Annotated in this window: 18 protein-coding genes; 13 read left to right on the top strand and 5 right to left on the bottom strand. The window is 63.7% G+C overall.

The annotated features are described in order from the left end of the window. From dhaL to dusA, 7 genes are all read left to right on the top strand, one after another. Complete coding sequence (gene dhaL / locus BRAD3257_RS23975; RefSeq protein WP_122403886.1) at positions 1-624, top strand: dihydroxyacetone kinase subunit DhaL; 624 nt, start codon at positions 1-3, stop codon at positions 622-624. Then, the gene (dhaM, locus tag BRAD3257_RS23970; protein ID WP_122403885.1) at positions 621-1,013 is read left to right on the top strand and encodes a dihydroxyacetone kinase phosphoryl donor subunit DhaM; all 393 of its coding nucleotides are present in this window, start codon (positions 621-623) and stop codon (positions 1,011-1,013) included. Before dhaL ends, dhaM begins: the two co-directional genes overlap by 4 nt. 25 nt (positions 1,014-1,038) lie before the next feature. Next, complete coding sequence (locus tag BRAD3257_RS23965; protein ID WP_122403884.1) at positions 1,039-1,347, top strand: HPr family phosphocarrier protein; 309 nt, start codon at positions 1,039-1,041, stop codon at positions 1,345-1,347. 1 nt (position 1,348) lies between these two features. Beyond that, positions 1,349-2,968, top strand: a complete 1,620-nt coding sequence (ptsP, locus tag BRAD3257_RS23960; RefSeq protein WP_122403883.1) for a phosphoenolpyruvate--protein phosphotransferase — start codon at positions 1,349-1,351, stop codon at positions 2,966-2,968. After that, on the top strand, positions 2,961-3,383 hold the full coding sequence (locus BRAD3257_RS23955; protein WP_122403882.1) for a hypothetical protein: 423 nt from the start codon (positions 2,961-2,963) through the stop codon (positions 3,381-3,383). The genes ptsP and BRAD3257_RS23955 overlap by 8 nt, the downstream gene beginning before the upstream one ends. 33 nt (positions 3,384-3,416) lie before the next feature. Continuing rightward, positions 3,417-4,400: a dihydroxyacetone kinase subunit DhaK gene (dhaK, locus tag BRAD3257_RS23950; protein ID WP_122403881.1), complete on the top strand. Its 984-nt coding sequence runs from the start codon at positions 3,417-3,419 to the stop codon at positions 4,398-4,400. A 444-nt stretch (positions 4,401-4,844) separates the two neighbouring features. After that, entirely contained in the window at positions 4,845-5,840 is a 996-nt protein-coding gene (gene dusA / locus BRAD3257_RS23945) for a tRNA dihydrouridine(20/20a) synthase DusA (protein ID WP_283809892.1), read from the top strand. A 10-nt stretch (positions 5,841-5,850) separates the two neighbouring features. On the opposite strand, the gene BRAD3257_RS23940 is transcribed toward dusA, so the two are convergent. From BRAD3257_RS23940 to BRAD3257_RS23920, 5 genes are all read right to left on the bottom strand, one after another. Further along, positions 5,851-6,405 (bottom strand): TIGR02281 family clan AA aspartic protease, encoded by a 555-nt coding sequence (locus BRAD3257_RS23940; protein ID WP_122403879.1) that lies wholly within the window; start codon positions 6,403-6,405, stop codon positions 5,851-5,853. Between the two features lie 28 nt (positions 6,406-6,433). After that, complete coding sequence (locus BRAD3257_RS23935) at positions 6,434-6,637, bottom strand: DUF1289 domain-containing protein (RefSeq protein ID WP_122403878.1); 204 nt, start codon at positions 6,635-6,637, stop codon at positions 6,434-6,436. 44 nt (positions 6,638-6,681) lie between these two features. Beyond that, positions 6,682-8,277, bottom strand: coding sequence for a sensor histidine kinase (locus BRAD3257_RS23930; protein ID WP_162500333.1), 1,596 nt, complete (start codon positions 8,275-8,277; stop codon positions 6,682-6,684). A gap of 137 nt (positions 8,278-8,414) precedes the next feature. Continuing rightward, entirely contained in the window at positions 8,415-9,692 is a 1,278-nt protein-coding gene (gene nhaD / locus BRAD3257_RS23925; protein WP_122403876.1) for a sodium:proton antiporter NhaD, read from the bottom strand. A 22-nt stretch (positions 9,693-9,714) separates the two neighbouring features. Then, complete coding sequence (locus tag BRAD3257_RS23920) at positions 9,715-10,587, bottom strand: NAD(P)-dependent oxidoreductase (protein ID WP_122403875.1); 873 nt, start codon at positions 10,585-10,587, stop codon at positions 9,715-9,717. A gap of 184 nt (positions 10,588-10,771) precedes the next feature. Here BRAD3257_RS23920 and BRAD3257_RS23915 point away from each other — a divergent pair, with 184 nt between their 5' ends. The 6 genes from BRAD3257_RS23915 (at position 10,772) to BRAD3257_RS23890 (ending at position 17,047) form a co-directional block, all read left to right on the top strand. Continuing rightward, complete coding sequence (locus BRAD3257_RS23915; protein WP_122403874.1) at positions 10,772-11,209, top strand: VOC family protein; 438 nt, start codon at positions 10,772-10,774, stop codon at positions 11,207-11,209. A 53-nt stretch (positions 11,210-11,262) separates the two neighbouring features. Beyond that, on the top strand, positions 11,263-12,399 hold the full coding sequence (locus tag BRAD3257_RS23910; protein WP_122403873.1) for an Mrp/NBP35 family ATP-binding protein: 1,137 nt from the start codon (positions 11,263-11,265) through the stop codon (positions 12,397-12,399). A 204-nt stretch (positions 12,400-12,603) separates the two neighbouring features. After that, entirely contained in the window at positions 12,604-13,692 is a 1,089-nt protein-coding gene (locus BRAD3257_RS23905; RefSeq protein ID WP_122403872.1) for a TRAP transporter substrate-binding protein, read from the top strand. Between the two features lie 163 nt (positions 13,693-13,855). After that, positions 13,856-14,944, top strand: coding sequence for a TRAP transporter substrate-binding protein (locus tag BRAD3257_RS23900; RefSeq protein WP_122403871.1), 1,089 nt, complete (start codon positions 13,856-13,858; stop codon positions 14,942-14,944). Between the two features lie 347 nt (positions 14,945-15,291). Continuing rightward, positions 15,292-15,642 carry a YunG family protein gene (locus tag BRAD3257_RS23895; protein ID WP_122406734.1) on the top strand — a complete coding sequence of 117 codons (351 nt, stop codon included), beginning with the start codon at positions 15,292-15,294 and terminating at the stop codon, positions 15,640-15,642. A gap of 133 nt (positions 15,643-15,775) precedes the next feature. Continuing rightward, on the top strand, positions 15,776-17,047 hold the full coding sequence (locus tag BRAD3257_RS23890) for an NRAMP family divalent metal transporter (RefSeq protein WP_122403870.1): 1,272 nt from the start codon (positions 15,776-15,778) through the stop codon (positions 17,045-17,047). Positions 17,048-17,065 lie beyond the last annotated feature (18 nt).

Genomic DNA, 17,065 nt, shown 5'->3' with positions numbered 1-17,065 from the left:
ATGTCGCTGCAACCCGAGACATTCAAGTCGCTGGTCAAGATGGCCGCAGAGCAGGTCATCGCGAGCGCGCCGGAACTCACGACCCTGGATCAAGCGATCGGCGACGGCGACCATGGAACGAACATGAAGCGCGGCTTTGAGGCGGTGCTCGGCAAGCTCGATGCCATTTCGGCGCAGCCGCTGGACGAGGGGCTGAAGATGATCGGCAAGACGCTGGTGATGACCGTCGGAGGCGCCTCCGGGCCGCTTTACGGCAGTTTCTTTCTTGGCGCGGGCGAAGCACTTTCGCACGACAAGCACCTGCCGGACGATCTCGCGGACGTCTTTGGCAGCGGCGTGAATGCGGTGAGCGCGCGGGGGCGCTCGCAGGCCGGCGAGAAGACAATGCTCGACGTGCTTGTTCCCGTCCTGGAAACGTTGAGGACGGCGGCCGGTCAGCCGGATCTGATCGCGCGGGTCCGAGCCACTGCTGCCGAAGCAGTCGAGCGGACTGCACCGATGCAGGCCACCAAGGGGCGAGCGTCGTTCCTCGGGCCGCGCAGCGTCGGACATGTCGATCCCGGCGCACGTTCGAGCTGCATACTCGTGCAGGCGGTCTGCGCGAGCCTGGAGGGACAGCAATGACCGACACTGTGGGTATCGTGATCGTCTCGCATTCGAAGGATATCGCCAAGGGCACCGCCGACATGGTGCGGCAGATGGTCGGCAGCGAGGTCAAGGTGGCCTTCTGCGGCGGCAATCCCGACGGCGGGCTCGGCACGAGCGTCTCCCTGATCATCGATGCCATCAACGATGCCTGGTCGGCGAAGGGCGTCGCGATCCTCGTCGATCTGGGCGGCGCAGAGACCAACAGCGAAATGGCGGTCGAAATGCTGGAGCCCTCACGGCGCGAGCTCGTTGTCGTATGCAACGCGCCGATCGTCGAGGGCGCCGTGATGGCGGCGACCGAGGCGGCGGGCGGCAGCTCACTGGCCCAGGTGAAGGCCGTGGCCGAGGAACTCTCTGCCGACTGACGCGTCGGCGAAGCGATGATGGAAGATGAGCATGCTGGACAGAGCGGACGGACAGACATTCATCGGCAATGTACGGCTGGTGCACGCGGTGGGCATGCATGCACGCCCGGCGGTCAAGCTCACAAAGCTTGCCAAGAAGTTCGAGGCGCAGATTTTAGTTCGGGTGGCGGGCGCGGCCGAGTGGATCAATGCCAAGAGTGTGGCCAAGATCATGGCCATGCGTGCGGCGCACGGCAGCACGATCGAGATCAAGGCATCCGGCAGTGACGCCGAGGCCGCCGTCGCGGCGCTGGTCGACCTGATCGCAACTGATTTTCCGGACGGAGCTTCGTAGCATGCAGGGAGGCGCGACAGGACTGGCCTACCGCGGCAGAACCGCCTCGATCGGCTTTGCCCATGGCCCGTTCGTCCGCGTCGATGCGGGCACGAACGGCGAGCGCGTCGCGGGTACCTTGGTCGAAGAGGCACTCGCGCTGCGCAGTGCGATAGACGTGGCGAGCGGGCAGATTGCGGAGCTTGCCACGATCGCCGGAGGCGAAGCCGCGCAAATTCTCGAATTCCAGGTCGCATTGTTGGAGGATGAAGATTTCATCGAAGCGATCTTCGCGTCGATCGGGGAGGGGAGTTCTGCGGACGTCGCGTGGCGTTCGGCGCTCGATGAGCAGATTGCCGATTACAATTCGGCAGAGGACGAATATCTGAAGGCGCGCTCGTCGGATCTCGCTGACCTGCGCGACCGCGTGATCAACATTCTGCGGGGAGGCGAAGGCCAGGTCCTGAAGATTCCGAGCGGCGCCGTCGTCTGCGCCGACGATCTGCCGCCCTCGCGATTCCTTGAGATCGACTGGTCCAGCGGCGGCGGTCTGGCGCTCCTGCGCGGCAGCCCCACGAGCCACGTCGCCATGCTGGCGCGGGCACGGGGGATCCCCATGGTCGTGCAACTCGGCGCCATTCCGGAGATCGGAGCCACGGCGCTGCTCGACGGCGAAAGTGCGATGCTCGAGCTCGATCCAAATGCGGAGCAGGTCCGGCTGTTCGAGAAGCGGCGCGAGAACCATCGCAAGAGCAGGGCGTCTGCGCGCGCAATCCTGCGGCGGCCGACGGCTTTGTGGCGCGGCGAGCGGATCAAGCTGTTCATCAATATCCAGCGCGTCGACGATCTCGATCACGCCGACGCACAATACGCAGATGGCATCGGCCTGATGCGCACCGAATTTCTGCTCACCGAGCGGGGGCGCCTGCCCGACGAGGAGGCCCAGTTCGCAGCCTACGATGCGGTGTTGCGTTGGGCCGACCGGCGTCCAGTCACCATTCGTACATTTGACGCCGGTGGCGACAAGCCGGTGCCCGGCTTCACGCTGGACGGCGAAGCCAATCCCTTCCTGGGGGTTCGCGGCTTGCGGCTTTGCCTGGCCCGGCCCGACGTCTTTACCGTTCAACTTCGCGCGCTCGCGCGTGCCGCCGTGCGCGGAAACCTCAAGGTCATGTTTCCGATGGTCACATCGGCGGACGAGCTCGAAGCAGGGCGGAAGCTGTTCGCTGAAATCGTGCAGCGCTTGCAGGTGGACGGCATTGACGCGATGCTCCCCGAGCTGGGAATCATGGTCGAAGTCCCGGCGGCGGCCCTTGCGATTGCGAGCTTCAAGGCTTCCTTCTTCTCGATCGGCTCGAACGATCTCGCGCAATATGTCCTTGCCTGCGATCGTTCCAATGGAGCTCTCGCCCCCTTGATGGATCCACTACATCCGGCCTTGCTCGAACTGATCGCACGGACCGCGGAGCACGGCCGGCGCGGCGGCATCAGCGTCAGCCTGTGCGGCGACATGGCGAGCGACCCGCGCTGCCTTCCCGCATTGTTGAATTGCGGCTTGCGGGAGCTGTCCGTGAATGCATCAGCGCTCGCACAGATCAAGCGGACGATCGACCGGCTGAGCAACGGAGGCGGGCTTGGCTGACACGGCGATCGATGAACCGGCAGAAGCCGGCGCTGTTGCGGTCTACAAGCGCATCTTCAAGGAAGTGCTGGAGAGCCGCCCGTCGGGCATGCGGCTGCGTCTGGCGCATGCCATCGGGAAGAACCGCAGCTTCGTCAGCCAGATCAGCAACCCCGCCTATCCGGTGCCGATACCCGTGCAGCACCTCAATACGATCTTCGATGTCTGCCACTTCCCGCCGCAGGCGAAGGCCGCCTTCCTTCGTGCCTATGCGCGTGCCCATCCGCGCCGGATCGGCCGGCTGACGGAGGGATCGCATGAGCGGAGCTTGACGCTGCATTTGCCGGATCTCGGCAGCGCCAAGCGGAACGCCGAACTCGATGCGCTGCTCCAGGATTTTGCGCGGCGCTTGATTGCCATCATGCGGGAAAAATAGCGTGAGGCCAGGGGAGAAAACGGGGAGGAGACAGTGAAGAAGTTCATCAATTCGGTCGACGGCGTGCTCGCAGAGAGTCTCGACGGGCTTGCTGGTGCGCATGCCGATCTCGTCGCGCTCGGGCCGGAGCGGAAATTCGTGCGACGTCGTGAGCTGAACCCGAAGAAGGTCGCACTCGTGTCCGGTGGCGGCAGCGGGCATGAGCCGCTGCATGCGGGCTTCGTCGGCTATGGCATGCTCGATGCCGCCTGTCCGGGGCAGGTCTTCACGTCGCCAACGCCGGACCAGATCGTCGAGGCCGCGCAGGCGGTTTCTGGTGAAGCCGGCGTGCTGTTCATCGTGAAGAACTATGCGGGGGACCGCATGAATTTCGAGATGGCGGCCGAGATCGCCGAGGGCCGCACGGCGACGATCGTGACGGACGATGACGTCGCGGTCGAGAACTCCACCCACAGCATCGGACGCCGCGGCGTGGCCGGCACGCTGATCGTCGAGAAGATCGTCGGCGCGGCTGCCGAGAAGGGTGCTGACCTGAAAAGTTGCGTTGCGCTCGGTGAGCGCGTCAATGCGCGGACGCGATCGATGGGCGTGGCGTTGACGAGCTGCACGGTCCCGGCCGCGGGCACGCCGACCTTTTCGCTTCGGGAGGACGAGATGGAAATGGGGGTCGGCATTCACGGTGAACCGGGGCGCCGCCGCGTCAAGCTGGAGCAGGCCGATGCGATCGCAGACGAGATGACGACGGCCATCGCGCAGGATCTCGACGCGCGCGGTGGGGGCGAGGCCATCCTGCTCGTCAACGGATTTGGCGGGACGCCGACGATCGAGCTCTATCTGATGTACAATGCTGCGCGGCGGATGCTCGAGAAGCGCGGCTTGCGCATCGCTCGCTCGCTGGTCGGCAGCTTCGTCACCTCGCTGGACATGGCCGGGTGCTCGCTCACCGTGAGCCTGCTCGATAGCGAGACCGCGGCACTGTGGGACCATCCCGTGCGTACGCCCGCGTTGAAATGGTGACCGCGGCTGGGAACGGCTGCTGATTTTTTTCCGATCGCGCTCCGGCGGACGATCGGTCCGGGGGCCACGCCTCACGCACGTATCGGAATTTTCCGGTTCCCCCTCCCTGAAACTTGCCGTGTCCCTCGGACACGGCTTCTTTTATGTGGCGGTAGACGGCTATTTCTCTGTCCGTCGCACGCCTCTGGTCCGACGAGCCCACTATGTGCCGCCGTCGGATCGGCCGGGTGTGATCCAAGTTCATCACGTCCCTCTGCGACGTTGGAGTGGATGGGGCTTACCCTCGCAGCGAAGCCGTCGCGTGGGCCGGTTTGGCAGCAAATTTGGAAGCAAAGGACTGCCCAAAAACTGGCTAGATAATCGAACCATCTCTAAAAAACCGAACGAAACCAGTATAGATACGTCGCCGTGTCCTCCCAGGATTGGATCGACAGAGAATCTTAAGTGATTGAAAATCATTGGAAATTTAGCTGTGCCCCGATGATGGACTGGACCGACCGGCATTGCCGGGTGTTCCATCGGCAACTGACGCGGCGGGGGTTGCTCTATACGGAGATGCTGACCACGGGCGCAATCATCCATGGCGACCGGGAGCGGCTGCTAGGGTTCGACGCGTGCGAGCATCCGGTGGCGCTTCAGCTTGGCGGGTCTGATCCCAAGGAGCTCGCGCAGGCCGCGCGGATTGGCGAGGCGTTCGGCTATGACGAGATCAATCTCAATGTCGGTTGCCCCTCCGATCGCGTGAAGGACGGCCGTTTCGGCGCCTGCCTCATGGCGGAGCCGGAGCTCGTGGCGAGATGCGTTGATGCCATGAAGCACGTGGTCGCCGTTCCCGTCACGGTGAAGTGCCGTATCGGGATCGACGACCAGGATCCGGAGGTCGCGCTCGATGCGCTCGCGCGTGCGGTGGTGGCGTCCGGCTGCGATGCGCTGATCGTGCACGCGCGCAAGGCTTGGCTCAACGGCTTGTCGCCGAAGGAGAACCGCGACGTCCCGCCGCTCGATTATGATCGCGTCTATCGGCTCAAGCGCGCGATGCCTGGTGTGCCCGTCATCATCAATGGCGGCGTTCGGAGCATTGACGAGGCAAAGGCGCATCTTGCCCATGTTGACGGCGTGATGCTCGGCCGCGCCGCCTATCAGGAGCCATGGCGGCTGCTCAGCGTCGATGCCGACATCTTCGGCGAGGCGGCACCGCACGCCTCCATGCAGGACGCGCTCGAGGCGATGATGCCCTACATCGAAGGGCAGCTGGCGCGCGGCACCCGGCTGCACGCCATCACGCGGCATTTCGTCGGCGCATTCCATGCCGTGCCCGGCGCACGGGCGTTCCGCCGCCATCTTGCCGAGCAAGGAGTGAAGCCGGGTGCCGGTCTCGACGTGCTGCGCGATGCGATCGCGCGCGTCGGTGCAAGCGCGCCGGCCGAGGCGGCGGCGTAGCCGCCCCTTGCTAGTCGACCGCCGTGCGGGAGCGGCGAGGGCTGCTCTGGAGCTCCGGATATCCTGTCAGCATCAGCGTATCCGCGCGCACGCCCCAGCTTTGCAGGCGATCCAGGAAGCTCATGCCGAGCAGATTGGTCTTCATCTGGCCGCGTTGCACCACGAGGGCCGGCACCGACTTCTCGACCAGCTTGCCGACGGCGAGACGGTCGAGCGTGAGCCGGGCCGCCTTGGTGTGACCGCCCGCGGTCTCGAGGTCGACATCGTATTCCAGCATTTCGAGCGGCAGCCCGATCGCCTTTGCGGTTTCCCAGGTCAGCACCACCGACGTCGCGCCGGTATCGATCACCATCGGTGCGGTGACGCCATTGATCTTCGCGCGCAGCGTGAATTCGCCGCCCTGGCTGCGCGGGATCTGGACGGCCGGTGCCGGGGAGGCGGCCTGTGCGCGAAAAATGTGCGAGACCTTGTGGCTGGCTCGCGCGATCTGGTCGGGATCGCCATAGGCGACGACGGCACCTGCCGTGCCGGCGAGCATGATCAGAACGAGCAGGAGGCGGATCATCGCGCGCCTCCGAATGTACGCAGGCGGATCAGATGCGTTTCGGCGACGCCGCAATCGGCATAAGTCCAGCCTCCGCCATGCGTGCCGGCAAGAGGGCCATGATCGCGAGCCGGTCCACGCTCTCCATTGTGTGCCAGCGCGCGATCTCGGGCAAGGTCCGGCCGCAGCCGAAGCACAGTTTGGTCTTGGGATCGATCATGCAGACGGCGACGCACGGCGTTTCTTTGCTCATTCGGACATAGTGAGGGATGATCGGGCATGTCGGCAAGCATCTGGTTAGGAACCTGTGCCGGCGCTCATGATCGGCTTGTGGCGCGGCCGGCGTTTCTCGTCCGGCAGGACGGAACTTTCCGGCTGGAGAGGCGGAGAATCATCCGACAGCGGCGCCAGCGCGCTCATCACGCGCTCCGGCGGGAAGGTGACGATTACCTCGGTGCCGATGCGCAGCTTCGATTTCAGCGTGAACGTGCCGCCATGCAGGTCGATCAGATTCTTGGCGATCGGCAGGCCGAGGCCGGCGCCCTGTTCAGCTGACTTGATCGAATTGGAGCCTTGGCCGAAGGATGCGAGCACCACCGGGATCTCGTCCTCGGGGATGCCGGAGCCGGTATCCTTCACCGAGAGATATTGCCCGCCCGAGGCGGTCCATCCCGCCTTGAGCCAGATCTCGCCGCCTTGGGGGGTGAACTTGATCGCGTTGGAGAGCAGATTGAGCACGACCTGGCGGATCGCGCGCTCATCGGCCCAAAGCCGCGGCATGGCCTGCTCGAACACTTCGTGGATGGTGATACCGCGGCTCGAAGCACGCAGTTTCATCAAATGATGGCAGTCTGCGACGATACCGACCAGCGACACCGCTTCCTCGTTGAGTTCGTAGCGGCCGGCCTCGATCCGCGACAGATCGAGGATCTCGTTGATGAGGTTCAGCAGGTGCACGCCGGAATTATGGATGTCCGCCGAGTACTCCTTGTAAACCGGCACCGCATGCGCGCCGAAAATTTCGCTCTTCATCACCTCGGAGAAGCCGAGAATGGCGTTCAGCGGCGTGCGCAGCTCGTGGCTCATCTGCGCGAGGAAGCGCGACTTGGCGACATTGGCGGCTTCGGCGCGGTGGCGGGCTTCGTCCGAGATTGCCTTGGCCTGTTCCAACTCGCCGATCAGCGCATCCTTCTCTGCGCGCGCTTCCAGCGTGGCAAAGGTGGAGGAGTGCAGGCGGTGCGCCAGCAGGACGAAATAGCCTTCGGCCGCGAGCGCGAGTGCCGCCAGGATGTAATTGTCCAGCGAGCCGATCATCACGAAGCTCAGCGCCATCGCGACGGCGACCGGCGCGGTGGCGGCAACGGCGGCGATCGGCAGATTGGCAGCGAGCATGCTCGACACTGCGATCACCAGCAGCATCAGGAACATCATCAGCGTTTCCGTGACCATGTCGAGCACGGGATGGATCAGGATCGCCATCCAGCACAGGCCATAGAGCAGGTCGAGCATGACAAAGCGCGTCCGCCATGCGCGCGTCGCGGAGGGCGAGGCGGGCTCGGTCAGGAAGCGCCGGCAACTGCGGATCATGGCGCTGTGGATGCAAAGCATGCCGGCGGTCCAGGCCGCGGCCGGGATCGGCTGCATCCACAGCCCGAACAGCATGCCGGTCGCCACCACCAGCAGCATCACGACATAGGAGGCAGACAGTCGCGTCTGGGCGTATTGCCGCAGCATCTCGGCGTCGAAGGCCGGCCGGGTTCCACTGGTCGACGTTAACTTGTCGCGTGCCTCGCGCACCCGCTGCGCCGCAGCCCTTCGGCTGCTCGCCGATGGCGCGCTCACCGGCTCGGCCGGAAGCTGCACAACCTCGGGCTTTTCAGCGGGGTTACTCATCAAGCAACACGATTCCTGCCCACGCCGGACGCGGGCCTTCTGCATTGTCTATCTGTGGCAAGAAATCCTTAAGAGCTGACTTAAGGAGCTAAAGAATTACGTTAACCCGGCGTTAATTCGGATCTCGCCTGCGCCGTTCAATGCAGTGCCGCGTGCTGCGCGATGTACACCAGGGCCCCGGCCAAATATCCCACCAAGGCCGGCCCCGCGATGCGGCGCGCGTACCAGAAGAACTCGATCTTTTCGAGGCCCATGGCGGCAACACCCGCCGCCGAACCGATGATCAGGATCGAGCCGCCGGTGCCGGCGCAATAGGCGATGAACTCCCAGATGAAGCTGTCGGGCGGATAATGCGCGAGGTCGTACATGCCCATGGTCGCGGCGACCAGCGGTACGTTGTCGATGACGGCGCTCAGCAGGCCGAGCACGACGACGATGACGTCCTGGCGGTCGATGGCGGTATCCAGCCAGCGCGCCAGCATCGACAGCAGGCCGGCATGCTCGAGGCAGGCAACCGCGAGCAGGATGCCGACGAAGAACACGACCGAGCTCATGTCGATCCGGGTCAGCGCGTGCACCAGCGTGAGAGGCTGGCGCACGTGTTCCTCCTTGTGGCGATGCACGATCTCGCCGACCAGCCAGAGCACGCCGAGGCCGAACAGGATGCCCATGAAGGGCGCCAGATGCGTGACCGCCTTGAACGCCGGCACCGCGATCAGTGTGCCGAGGCCGAGATAGAACATGAGGTTGCGCTCGAACCGGTCGACGGCCAGCAATCCGTTATCTTTCGGCGGCGGTGCGATGATCTTGCCCCTGAGCGAGAAGCTGATGAAGACGAGCGGCACCAGCAGATTGAGCAGCGAGGGCAGGAACACCGCGCTCATGATCTTGAGCGGCGAGATCTGTCCGCCGATCCACAACATGGTCGTGGTGACGTCGCCGATCACGGTCCAGGCGCCGCCGGCATTGGCGGCAATGACGATGAGGGAGGCGAACAACAGGCGGTCGTCGCGGCGGGCGATCAGCTTCTGGATCAGCGAGATCATGACGATGGTGGTCGTCAGATTATCCAGAATCGCGCTGAGGAAGAACGTGACGAAGCCGATCAGCCAGATCAGCGTGACCTGGCTCGTGGTGCGGATCAGCGAGGTGATGACCTCGAAGCCATCATGGGCGTCGATCACCTCGACGATCGTCATGGCGCAGATCAAGAAGAAGACGATCTGCGCGGTGGAGCCGACGGACGCGTCGAGCTGGCGGCCGACCAGCGCGTGGTCGCCGGTTGCGACAGCGTAGATGGTCCACAGCAGCCCAGCGCCGAGCAGCGCCGTAGCGCTCTTGTTGACGCGAAGCGGGTGCTCGAGCGCGATCGCCGCATAGGCGAGGATGAAGATGGCGGCGATCGCGATCAGCAAGGTCGTTTCAGAACGTCAGCTGTCAGCGATTGAGTCGTGCAAGCAGGCTCGACGTATCCCAGCGCTTGCCACCCATCTTCTCGACCTCGGAGTAGAACTGGTCGACCAGCGCGGTCACTGGCAGATTGGCGCCGTTGCGGCGGGCTTCAGCCAGCGAGATCGAGAGGTCCTTGCGCATCCACTCGACCGCGAAGCCGAAATCGTACTTGCCCTCGTTCATGGTCTTGTAGCGGTTCTCCATCTGCCAGGACTGTGCGGCCCCTTTCGAGATGGTCTCGATCACCGCGGCGACGTCGAGGCCACTCTTCTTGGCGAAGTGGATGCCCTCGGAGAGACCCTGCACCAGACCGGCGATGCAGATCTGGTTGACCATCTTCGTCAGCTGGCCGCTTCCGGCGGGCCCGAGCAGCTTGCACATCCGTGCATAGGCGCCCGTGATGATCGGCTCGGCGCCCGAATAAGCGTCTTGCGCGCCGCCGCACATCACGGTCAGCACGCCGTTCTCGGCGCCGGCCTGGCCGCCGGAGACGGGCGCATCGACGAATTTGAAGCCGGCCTTGGTGGCGGCCGCGTCGAGCTCACGTGCGACCTCGGCGGAGGCGGTGGTATGGTCGACGAAGGTCGCACCCTTCTTCATGCCGGCGAACGCGCCGTCGGGGCCGATCGTGACCGCGCGCAGATCGTTGTCGTTGCCGACGCAGCACATCACGAAATCCTGGCCCTCGGCGGCCGCCTTCGGCGTCGGTGCGGTCTTGCCGCCGAATTTGTCCGCCCATTCTTTCGCCTTGGCCGCGGTGCGGTTGTAGACGGTGACCTCATGGCCCCCTTTTTTCACGAGGTGTCCGGCCATGGGGAAGCCCATCACGCCGAGACCGAGGAAAGCGACTTTAGCCATTGTGGTACCTTGTCCGTAGTTTGGGTTTTACGGTTCTTGCCAGGCGGGGGACGCCTGGGTTCCGCGGTGAGGGCGGATCGGAGGCGCACCATAAACCCTTGAGGGCAGAGGGCAACGGCTTCGTTTGGCGGCCTCCTGTGCTAGGATGATGGACCTAAGGACTTCAAAACAAGGGAGCGAGAGCATGGGCGGCGTGAGCGTTGGCGTCCTCGATCATTTCAACATCCGGACGCGGAATCTGGCCGAGACCGTCCGCTTCTACGAGGATGTGCTGGGCCTGGAAAAAGGGCCACGGCCGAATTTCGTCTTCCCGGGCGCCTGGATGTATAGCGAGGGCAAGCCAGTGGTGCACCTCGTCGATATTTCTCCGACCGCCGAGCCACAAAAGCCGGATTCCGGCGTTGTCCACCACGTCGCCTTCGTCAGTCGCGGCTTTGACGGCATGAAACTGCGGCTGGCGTCAAAGGGGATGAAGTTCGAGTCCCGCCAGGTGCCCGGCGGCGACCTCTGGCAGATCTTCGTCCACGACCCCAACGGGGTCATGATCGAGCTGAACTACGAGGCCGCCAGGGAGCAGGGGGCGGCGCCTGCCGAAAAAGCCGACGATATCGGCAGGCAGTAGCCTTTTGGGCGTTTCCGCTCTAATGGGGCATCCTCAAGTCCAGGAGATGCGCTTTGAGCGTGACGCAGCAACAGGTTCTCGACAGCCTCACCAAGGTCAAATCACCCCGCGGGGTCGCGCTCACCCATGCCAATGTGCTGAGCGCGATCAGCGCGTCGGACGGCAAGGTGTTCTTCTCGATCAATGTCGATGCCGCCGAGGCAAGGGCCTGGGAATCGGTCCGGGCCGAAGCGGAGGCCGCCGTGCGCACCATTCCCGGCGTCACCACGGTCATGGTGGCGTTGACCGCCGAGCGCAAACCGGGTGCCGCGCCGCCGCCACCCCCGCAGCCGAGCCGCGGCTCGCCTGGCGTGCAGCCGGTCCATGCCCACAAGCCGCCGCAGGGCGGTGGGTCGCCGATGGCACGGCAGTCTGAGATCCCCGGCGTCGCCGCGGTGATTGCGGTGGCGTCCGGCAAGGGCGGCGTCGGCAAGTCGACCACGGCGCTCAATTTGGCGCTCGGCCTGCGCGACCTCGGCCTCAAGGTCGGGCTGCTCGATGCCGACATCTACGGCCCCTCAGTGCCACGCCTGACGGGCTTGCGCGACAAGCCGGAGCTGAACGGCGAGCGCAAGATGATTCCGCTTCGGCGTTTCGGCCTCGCAATCATGTCGATCGGTTTCCTGGTCGAGGAGGAGACCGCGATGATCTGGCGCGGTCCCATGGTGATGTCGGCGGTGACGCAGATGCTGCGCGACGTCGAATGGGGCAAGCTCGACGTGCTCGTCGTCGACATGCCGCCGGGCACCGGCGATGCCCAGCTCACGCTGGCGCAGAACGTGCCGCTTAAGGGCGCCGTGATCGTCTCGACCCCGCAGGATCTGTCCCTGATCGACGCGCGGCGGGGCCTTGCCATGTTCAAGAAGGTCAACGTGCCCGTGCTCGGCATCGTCGAGAACATGAGTTACTTCCAGTGCCCGCATTGCGGCACGCGGTCGGATATTTTCGGTCATGGCGGGGCGCGGCATGAGGCCGAGAAGCTCGGGGTACCGTTCCTGGGCGAGATCCCCCTGCACATGGCGATTCGCGCCACCTCGGACGCGGGCAATCCCGTGGTCGACAGCGAGCCGGACGGTCCCCATGCGGCGATCTACCGCGCCATCGCCGGCCAGGTCCGGGACCAGCTCAAGGGTGTCATCGCGGCGGCCTGATCCGATCCCCGCGGCCAGCTGCGGGGACATGCGACTTTCGTAGAGCCCCGTCATGCCATTGTCGCGTTCCGCAAGCGGGGCTTCCGTGTTAAAGGCCCACGGCAGTCAAGCCCCTTCGGTTCGACGCGTCCCGACGCGTCGCCGAAATGCGCGGCGGCAAGAAGAGAAGTCAAGGGGAAACGCCCCAGCAAGGAGAGACCTGAGATGAAGCGTCGTGATTTTCTCAAAGTGTCGGCAGCAGGCGCGGCGGCGACCGCGGTGGCCTCGCCGGCGATCGCGCAGTCCTCGCCCGAGGTAAAGTGGCGGCTGACTTCGAGCTTTCCGAAGTCACTCGACACCATCTATGGCGGCGCCGAGCAGGTGGCGAAATACGTCGCCGAAATGACTGACAACAAGTTCCAGATCCAGGTGTTCGCGGCCGGTGAAATCGTCCCTGGCCTGCAGGCCCTCGATGCGACCTCGAACGGCACGGTCGAGATGTGCCACACCGTCTCCTACTATTACGTCGGCAAGGATCCGACCTTCGCGATCTTCGCCTCGGTGCCGTTCGGCCTCAATGCGCGCCAGCAGAATTCGTGGCTCTACCAGGGCGGCGGCAACGAGCTCGCCAACGAGTTCTTCAAGAAGTCGAATGTGATCGGCTTCCCTTGCGGCAACACCGGCACCCAGATGGGCGGCTGGTTCCGCAAGGAGATCAAGACGGTTGCCGACCTCTCCGGCCTCAAGATGCGCATCGGCGGCATCGCCGGCCAGGTGCTTCAGAAGGTCGGCGTGGTGCCGCAGCAGCTCGCCGGCGGCGACATTTATCCCGCGCTGGAAAAGGGCACCATCGACGCCGCCGAGTGGGTCGGCCCCTACGATGACGAGAAGCTCGGCTTCGCCAAGGTCGCCAAGTACTACTACTATCCAGGCTTCTGGGAAGGCGGCCCGACCGTGCATGCCTTCACCAACCTGGAAAAGTGGAATGCGCTGCCGAAGAATTACCAGGCGATTCTCACCAACGCGATGGCCAATGCCAACACCTGGATGGCCGCGCGCTACGACATGCAGAACCCGTCGGCGTTGAAGCGTCTGGTCGCGGGTGGCACCCAGCTCCGTCCCTTCACCAACGAAGTGCTGGAGGCCTGCCTCAAGGCGACTAACGAATTGTGGGCGGAGACCTCGGCCAAGAACGCCGACTTCAAGAAGTCGATCGACGCCATGCAGGCCTACCGCTCCGACGAATATCTGTGGTGGCAGGTTGCCGAATACACCTATGACAGCTTCATGATCCGCTCGCGCACCCGCGGCTGATCTACGGCTTAAGTCGTAAGACCGGATAGCCCGGCCTCGCAGGAGGCCGGGCTTTTTCGTTGCCGCAGTGCGATCGGGATGGCTTTCGGCCCGGCGATGTTCCATGCTGTCGGAAAGCCTCGACAAGAAGGCTCCACAAGCACATCCATCAGGGTAGGAAATCATGAAGAGAAGAGACTTCATCAAGGTCACAGGACTTGGTGCGGCCGGCGCCGCCACGCTCGCGGCTCCCGCGATCGCGCAGTCGATGCCGGAAATCAAATGGCGGATGCCCACGAGCTGGCCGAAATCGCTCGACACGCTGTTTGGCGGTGCCGAGATGATGTGCAAGATGGTCGCTGAGGCGACCGACAACAAATTCCAGATCCAGATCTTCGCGGCCGGCGAGATTGTGCCGGGTCTCCAGGTGCTCGACGCCGTGCAGAACGGCACCTGCGAGATCGGCCACACCGCGTCCTACTATTATTTCGGCAAGGACCCGACCTTCACCTTCGGCTCGGCCGTGCCGTTCGGGCCCAACATGCGCATCAACCAGGCCTGGTACATGCAAGGCGGCGGACGTGACGTTCTCAACGAGTTCTACAAGAGCTACAACGTCATCTCGCTGCTCGCGGGCAACACCGGCTGCCAGATGGGCGGCTGGTTCAGGAAAGAGGTCAACTCGCCCGAGGATCTCAAGGGCATGAAATTCCGCATCGGCGGCTTTGCCGGCCGTGTGCTCCAGAAACTCGGCGTGGTGCCGCAGCAGCTCGCCGGCGGCGATATCTATCCAGCGCTGGAGAAGGGCACCATCGATGCCGCGGAATGGGTTGGTCCCTATGACGACGAGAAGCTCGGCTTCTACAAGATCGCGCCGCACTACTACTATCCCGGCTGGTGGGAAGGCGGGCCGATGCTGCTGGCCTTCGTCAATCTCGACAAATGGAACGCGCTGCCGAAATATTACCAGAGCGTGCTGGAGCAGGCCGGCCACTATGCCAACAACTACATGATGGCACGCTACGACACCGCCAATCCGCTGGCGCTGAAGAAGCTGCTTGCCGGCGGCGCCAAGCTGCACGCCTTCTCGCCGGCGATCATGGATGCCTGCTACAAGGCCGCCAAGGAGCTGCACGCCGAAGTTGGCGCAACCAACCCCAACTTCAAGAAGGTGCACGACTCCCTCGCCAAGTTCACGGGCGACGGCTACGCCTGGTTCCAGGTCGCCGAGGTCGGCTACGACATCTTCATGGCGCGGCGCTCACAGAGCTGATCACGTCATCTGTCGCATGCAGCGCTCCGGAGCGAAGGCTCCGGGGCGTTCTTTTTGGGCGTCGCGAAGAGTGCCCCACTCAAAACTCGAAAAACAACCCCATGCACAGTAGCCAACCGATTGATAAGTCGTGAAAAAAATTGGCGGTACAAACGGTCTTCGCGGGAGGCGGGTCTGTGCTGCGGCATGCAGGAGAGGGCGACTCCGGAGCCGGCTCGATCGAAGGATCGTTCCGCTCAACAGCTCCTACGAACCAGGAGCGGTTTGACCTGTCGGGCAAAACAGTGGCAGAGTATGAGTATCGAATAATCCGAAATATCTCGCCGGCACCCACTCTGGAGACGACGATGAGCTTCGATCCCGACGCCGTCCAAAGGGCGCTTCGCAAGGCGTGGTCATTGTCGACCTCAAGCCAATGGAGTGCGGATAATCCGGCGGCAGGGCAATGCAACGTCACGGCATTGCTGATACGAGAACTCTTCTGCGGTGAATTACTGAAGACGCCCTTGTCGGCCGGCGACCACTTCTACAACCGGATTGAAGGGCAGAGATACGACTTCACGGCGAGCCAGTTCGATCAGCCGATTGTTTACGCGGATCTACCTGCGGATCCGGCCGAGGCAGAGCTGGGAGCAACAGGCGACCAGCTGGCTGCACTCAGAGCGGCCTTCGAGTCGCAGCGTATCAAGCCAGCTTAAGTGAGGAGGAGGCAACCTGGCGCCTCGCTTCGGAAGGTCCGGTGAGGCCGCCGCGGACCACGTCATCGCATAGGAACTACGATCAGCCGCCGGCACTTGTCGACGTCAAAGGGCAAGGAGTGCCGCGGATTACATGGCCGACAAGGACGACCAGAAGGAACGAGGGCTCGCAAGGTCGATAGGGGTGGGCGTCATCACCGGGGCGGCCGACGACGATCCTTCCGCAATCGGCACCTATGCCAGCGCCGGGGCGCAATTCGGAACACAAATCCTCTGGTTGGCGCCTGTCGTCCTGCCGATGATGTTCACGGTCGTCTACCTGTCCTCGAAGTTGGGGCAAGTTTCGGGACGAGGGCTCTTCCACGTCATCCGAGACTTCTATCCGCGCTGGCTGCTCTGGGCTGTGCTGGTGGGCGTGATGATCGGCAACACGATCGAAGCGGCCGCCGATCTCGGCGGCATGGCCGCCGCGCTCGGCATTTTCATTCCGCTCCCCGTTCCATGGATCGTGGTTGCAGTCGCCGTCGTACTGCTGGCACTTCAATTGTGGGGATCTTACGCAACCATACGGGCGATCTTCCGCTGGCTCGCCCTGGCGCTGCTCGCCTACGCGGCCGCCGCTCTGCTCGCTCAGCCAGATCCTGCAGAGGTCTTGATTGGCACATTCATCCCCACGGTGCGGTTAGACCGGCACTTTCTGTCCATCGTCGTCGCGATCATCGGGACTTCGTTGTCGGCCTATATCTACACTTGGGAATCCAACCAGCAGGTCGAAGAGAAGATTGAGGAAGGGAAGATCAGACTTTCTCAGCGCATCGGAGCATCCAGTACCGAGCTCTCCCGCAGCCGCCGCGACGTGCTCATCGGCATGCTGTTTTCCAATGCCGTCATGTATTTCATCATCATGTCCACAGGAGTCACGCTCCACGACCACGGCCAGATCAACATAGAAACCGCTGCGCAAGCGGCGGAGGCGTTGCGCCCTCTTGCTGGTGCGGGCGCAAGCGTGCTGTTTACCGCTGGCATCATAGGCGTCGGGTTTCTCGCCGTACCGGTGATGACTGCCGGCGCCGCGTACGATCTAGCGCAGGCGCTCGGCTGGAGGGCCAGCCTTCACGCCCGTCCACGCGAAGCACCAGGATTCTATTGGGCGATTGCCGGACTCACAGCGATTGCTGTCGCTCTGAACTTCCTTGGTTTCAATCCGATGCAGGCCCTGGTCTGGTCGGGGATCGTTCAGGGATTTTCGACCCCGCCGCTCTTGCTGCTGATCATGTTTATGACGAACAACCGCAAGATCATGGGGGACAAGGTGAATTCTGCGTGGATGAACGCGCTCGGCTGGATCACCACGGCCGCCGTGTTCTCGGCCAGCGCCGGGCTCGTAGTAACGTGGTTCCTTTAAAGTCGTACTCTTTCATTG

This window comes from Bradyrhizobium vignae (assembly GCF_900324035.1).
GTDB classification, from domain to species: Bacteria; Pseudomonadota; Alphaproteobacteria; order Rhizobiales; family Xanthobacteraceae; genus Bradyrhizobium; species Bradyrhizobium vignae.
The sequence above is the reverse complement of the archived record's forward strand: the minus strand, read 5'-3'. Positions and strand labels throughout refer to the sequence as shown.

What these genes read in the sequence shown, in the direction of transcription:
- dhaL (WP_122403886.1), top strand. Translation starts at nt 1, where the DNA reads ATGTCGCTGCAACCCGAGACATTCAAGTCGCTGGTCAAGATGGCCGCA.
- dhaM (WP_122403885.1), top strand. Translation starts at nt 621, where the DNA reads ATGACCGACACTGTGGGTATCGTGATCGTCTCGCATTCGAAGGATATC.
- BRAD3257_RS23965 (WP_122403884.1), top strand. Translation starts at nt 1,039, where the DNA reads ATGAGCATGCTGGACAGAGCGGACGGACAGACATTCATCGGCAATGTA.
- ptsP (WP_122403883.1), top strand. Translation starts at nt 1,349, where the DNA reads ATGCAGGGAGGCGCGACAGGACTGGCCTACCGCGGCAGAACCGCCTCG.
- BRAD3257_RS23940 (WP_122403879.1), bottom strand. Translation starts at nt 6,405, where the DNA reads ATGATCCGCCTCCTGCTCGTTCTGATCATGCTCGCCGGCACGGCAGGT.
- BRAD3257_RS23935 (WP_122403878.1), bottom strand. Translation starts at nt 6,637, where the DNA reads ATGAGCAAAGAAACGCCGTGCGTCGCCGTCTGCATGATCGATCCCAAG.
- BRAD3257_RS23930 (WP_162500333.1), bottom strand. Translation starts at nt 8,277, where the DNA reads ATGAGTAACCCCGCTGAAAAGCCCGAGGTTGTGCAGCTTCCGGCCGAG.
- BRAD3257_RS23920 (WP_122403875.1), bottom strand. Translation starts at nt 10,587, where the DNA reads ATGGCTAAAGTCGCTTTCCTCGGTCTCGGCGTGATGGGCTTCCCCATG.
- BRAD3257_RS23915 (WP_122403874.1), top strand. Translation starts at nt 10,772, where the DNA reads ATGGGCGGCGTGAGCGTTGGCGTCCTCGATCATTTCAACATCCGGACG.
- BRAD3257_RS23905 (WP_122403872.1), top strand. Translation starts at nt 12,604, where the DNA reads ATGAAGCGTCGTGATTTTCTCAAAGTGTCGGCAGCAGGCGCGGCGGCG.
- BRAD3257_RS23900 (WP_122403871.1), top strand. Translation starts at nt 13,856, where the DNA reads ATGAAGAGAAGAGACTTCATCAAGGTCACAGGACTTGGTGCGGCCGGC.
- BRAD3257_RS23895 (WP_122406734.1), top strand. Translation starts at nt 15,292, where the DNA reads ATGAGCTTCGATCCCGACGCCGTCCAAAGGGCGCTTCGCAAGGCGTGG.
- BRAD3257_RS23890 (WP_122403870.1), top strand. Translation starts at nt 15,776, where the DNA reads ATGGCCGACAAGGACGACCAGAAGGAACGAGGGCTCGCAAGGTCGATA.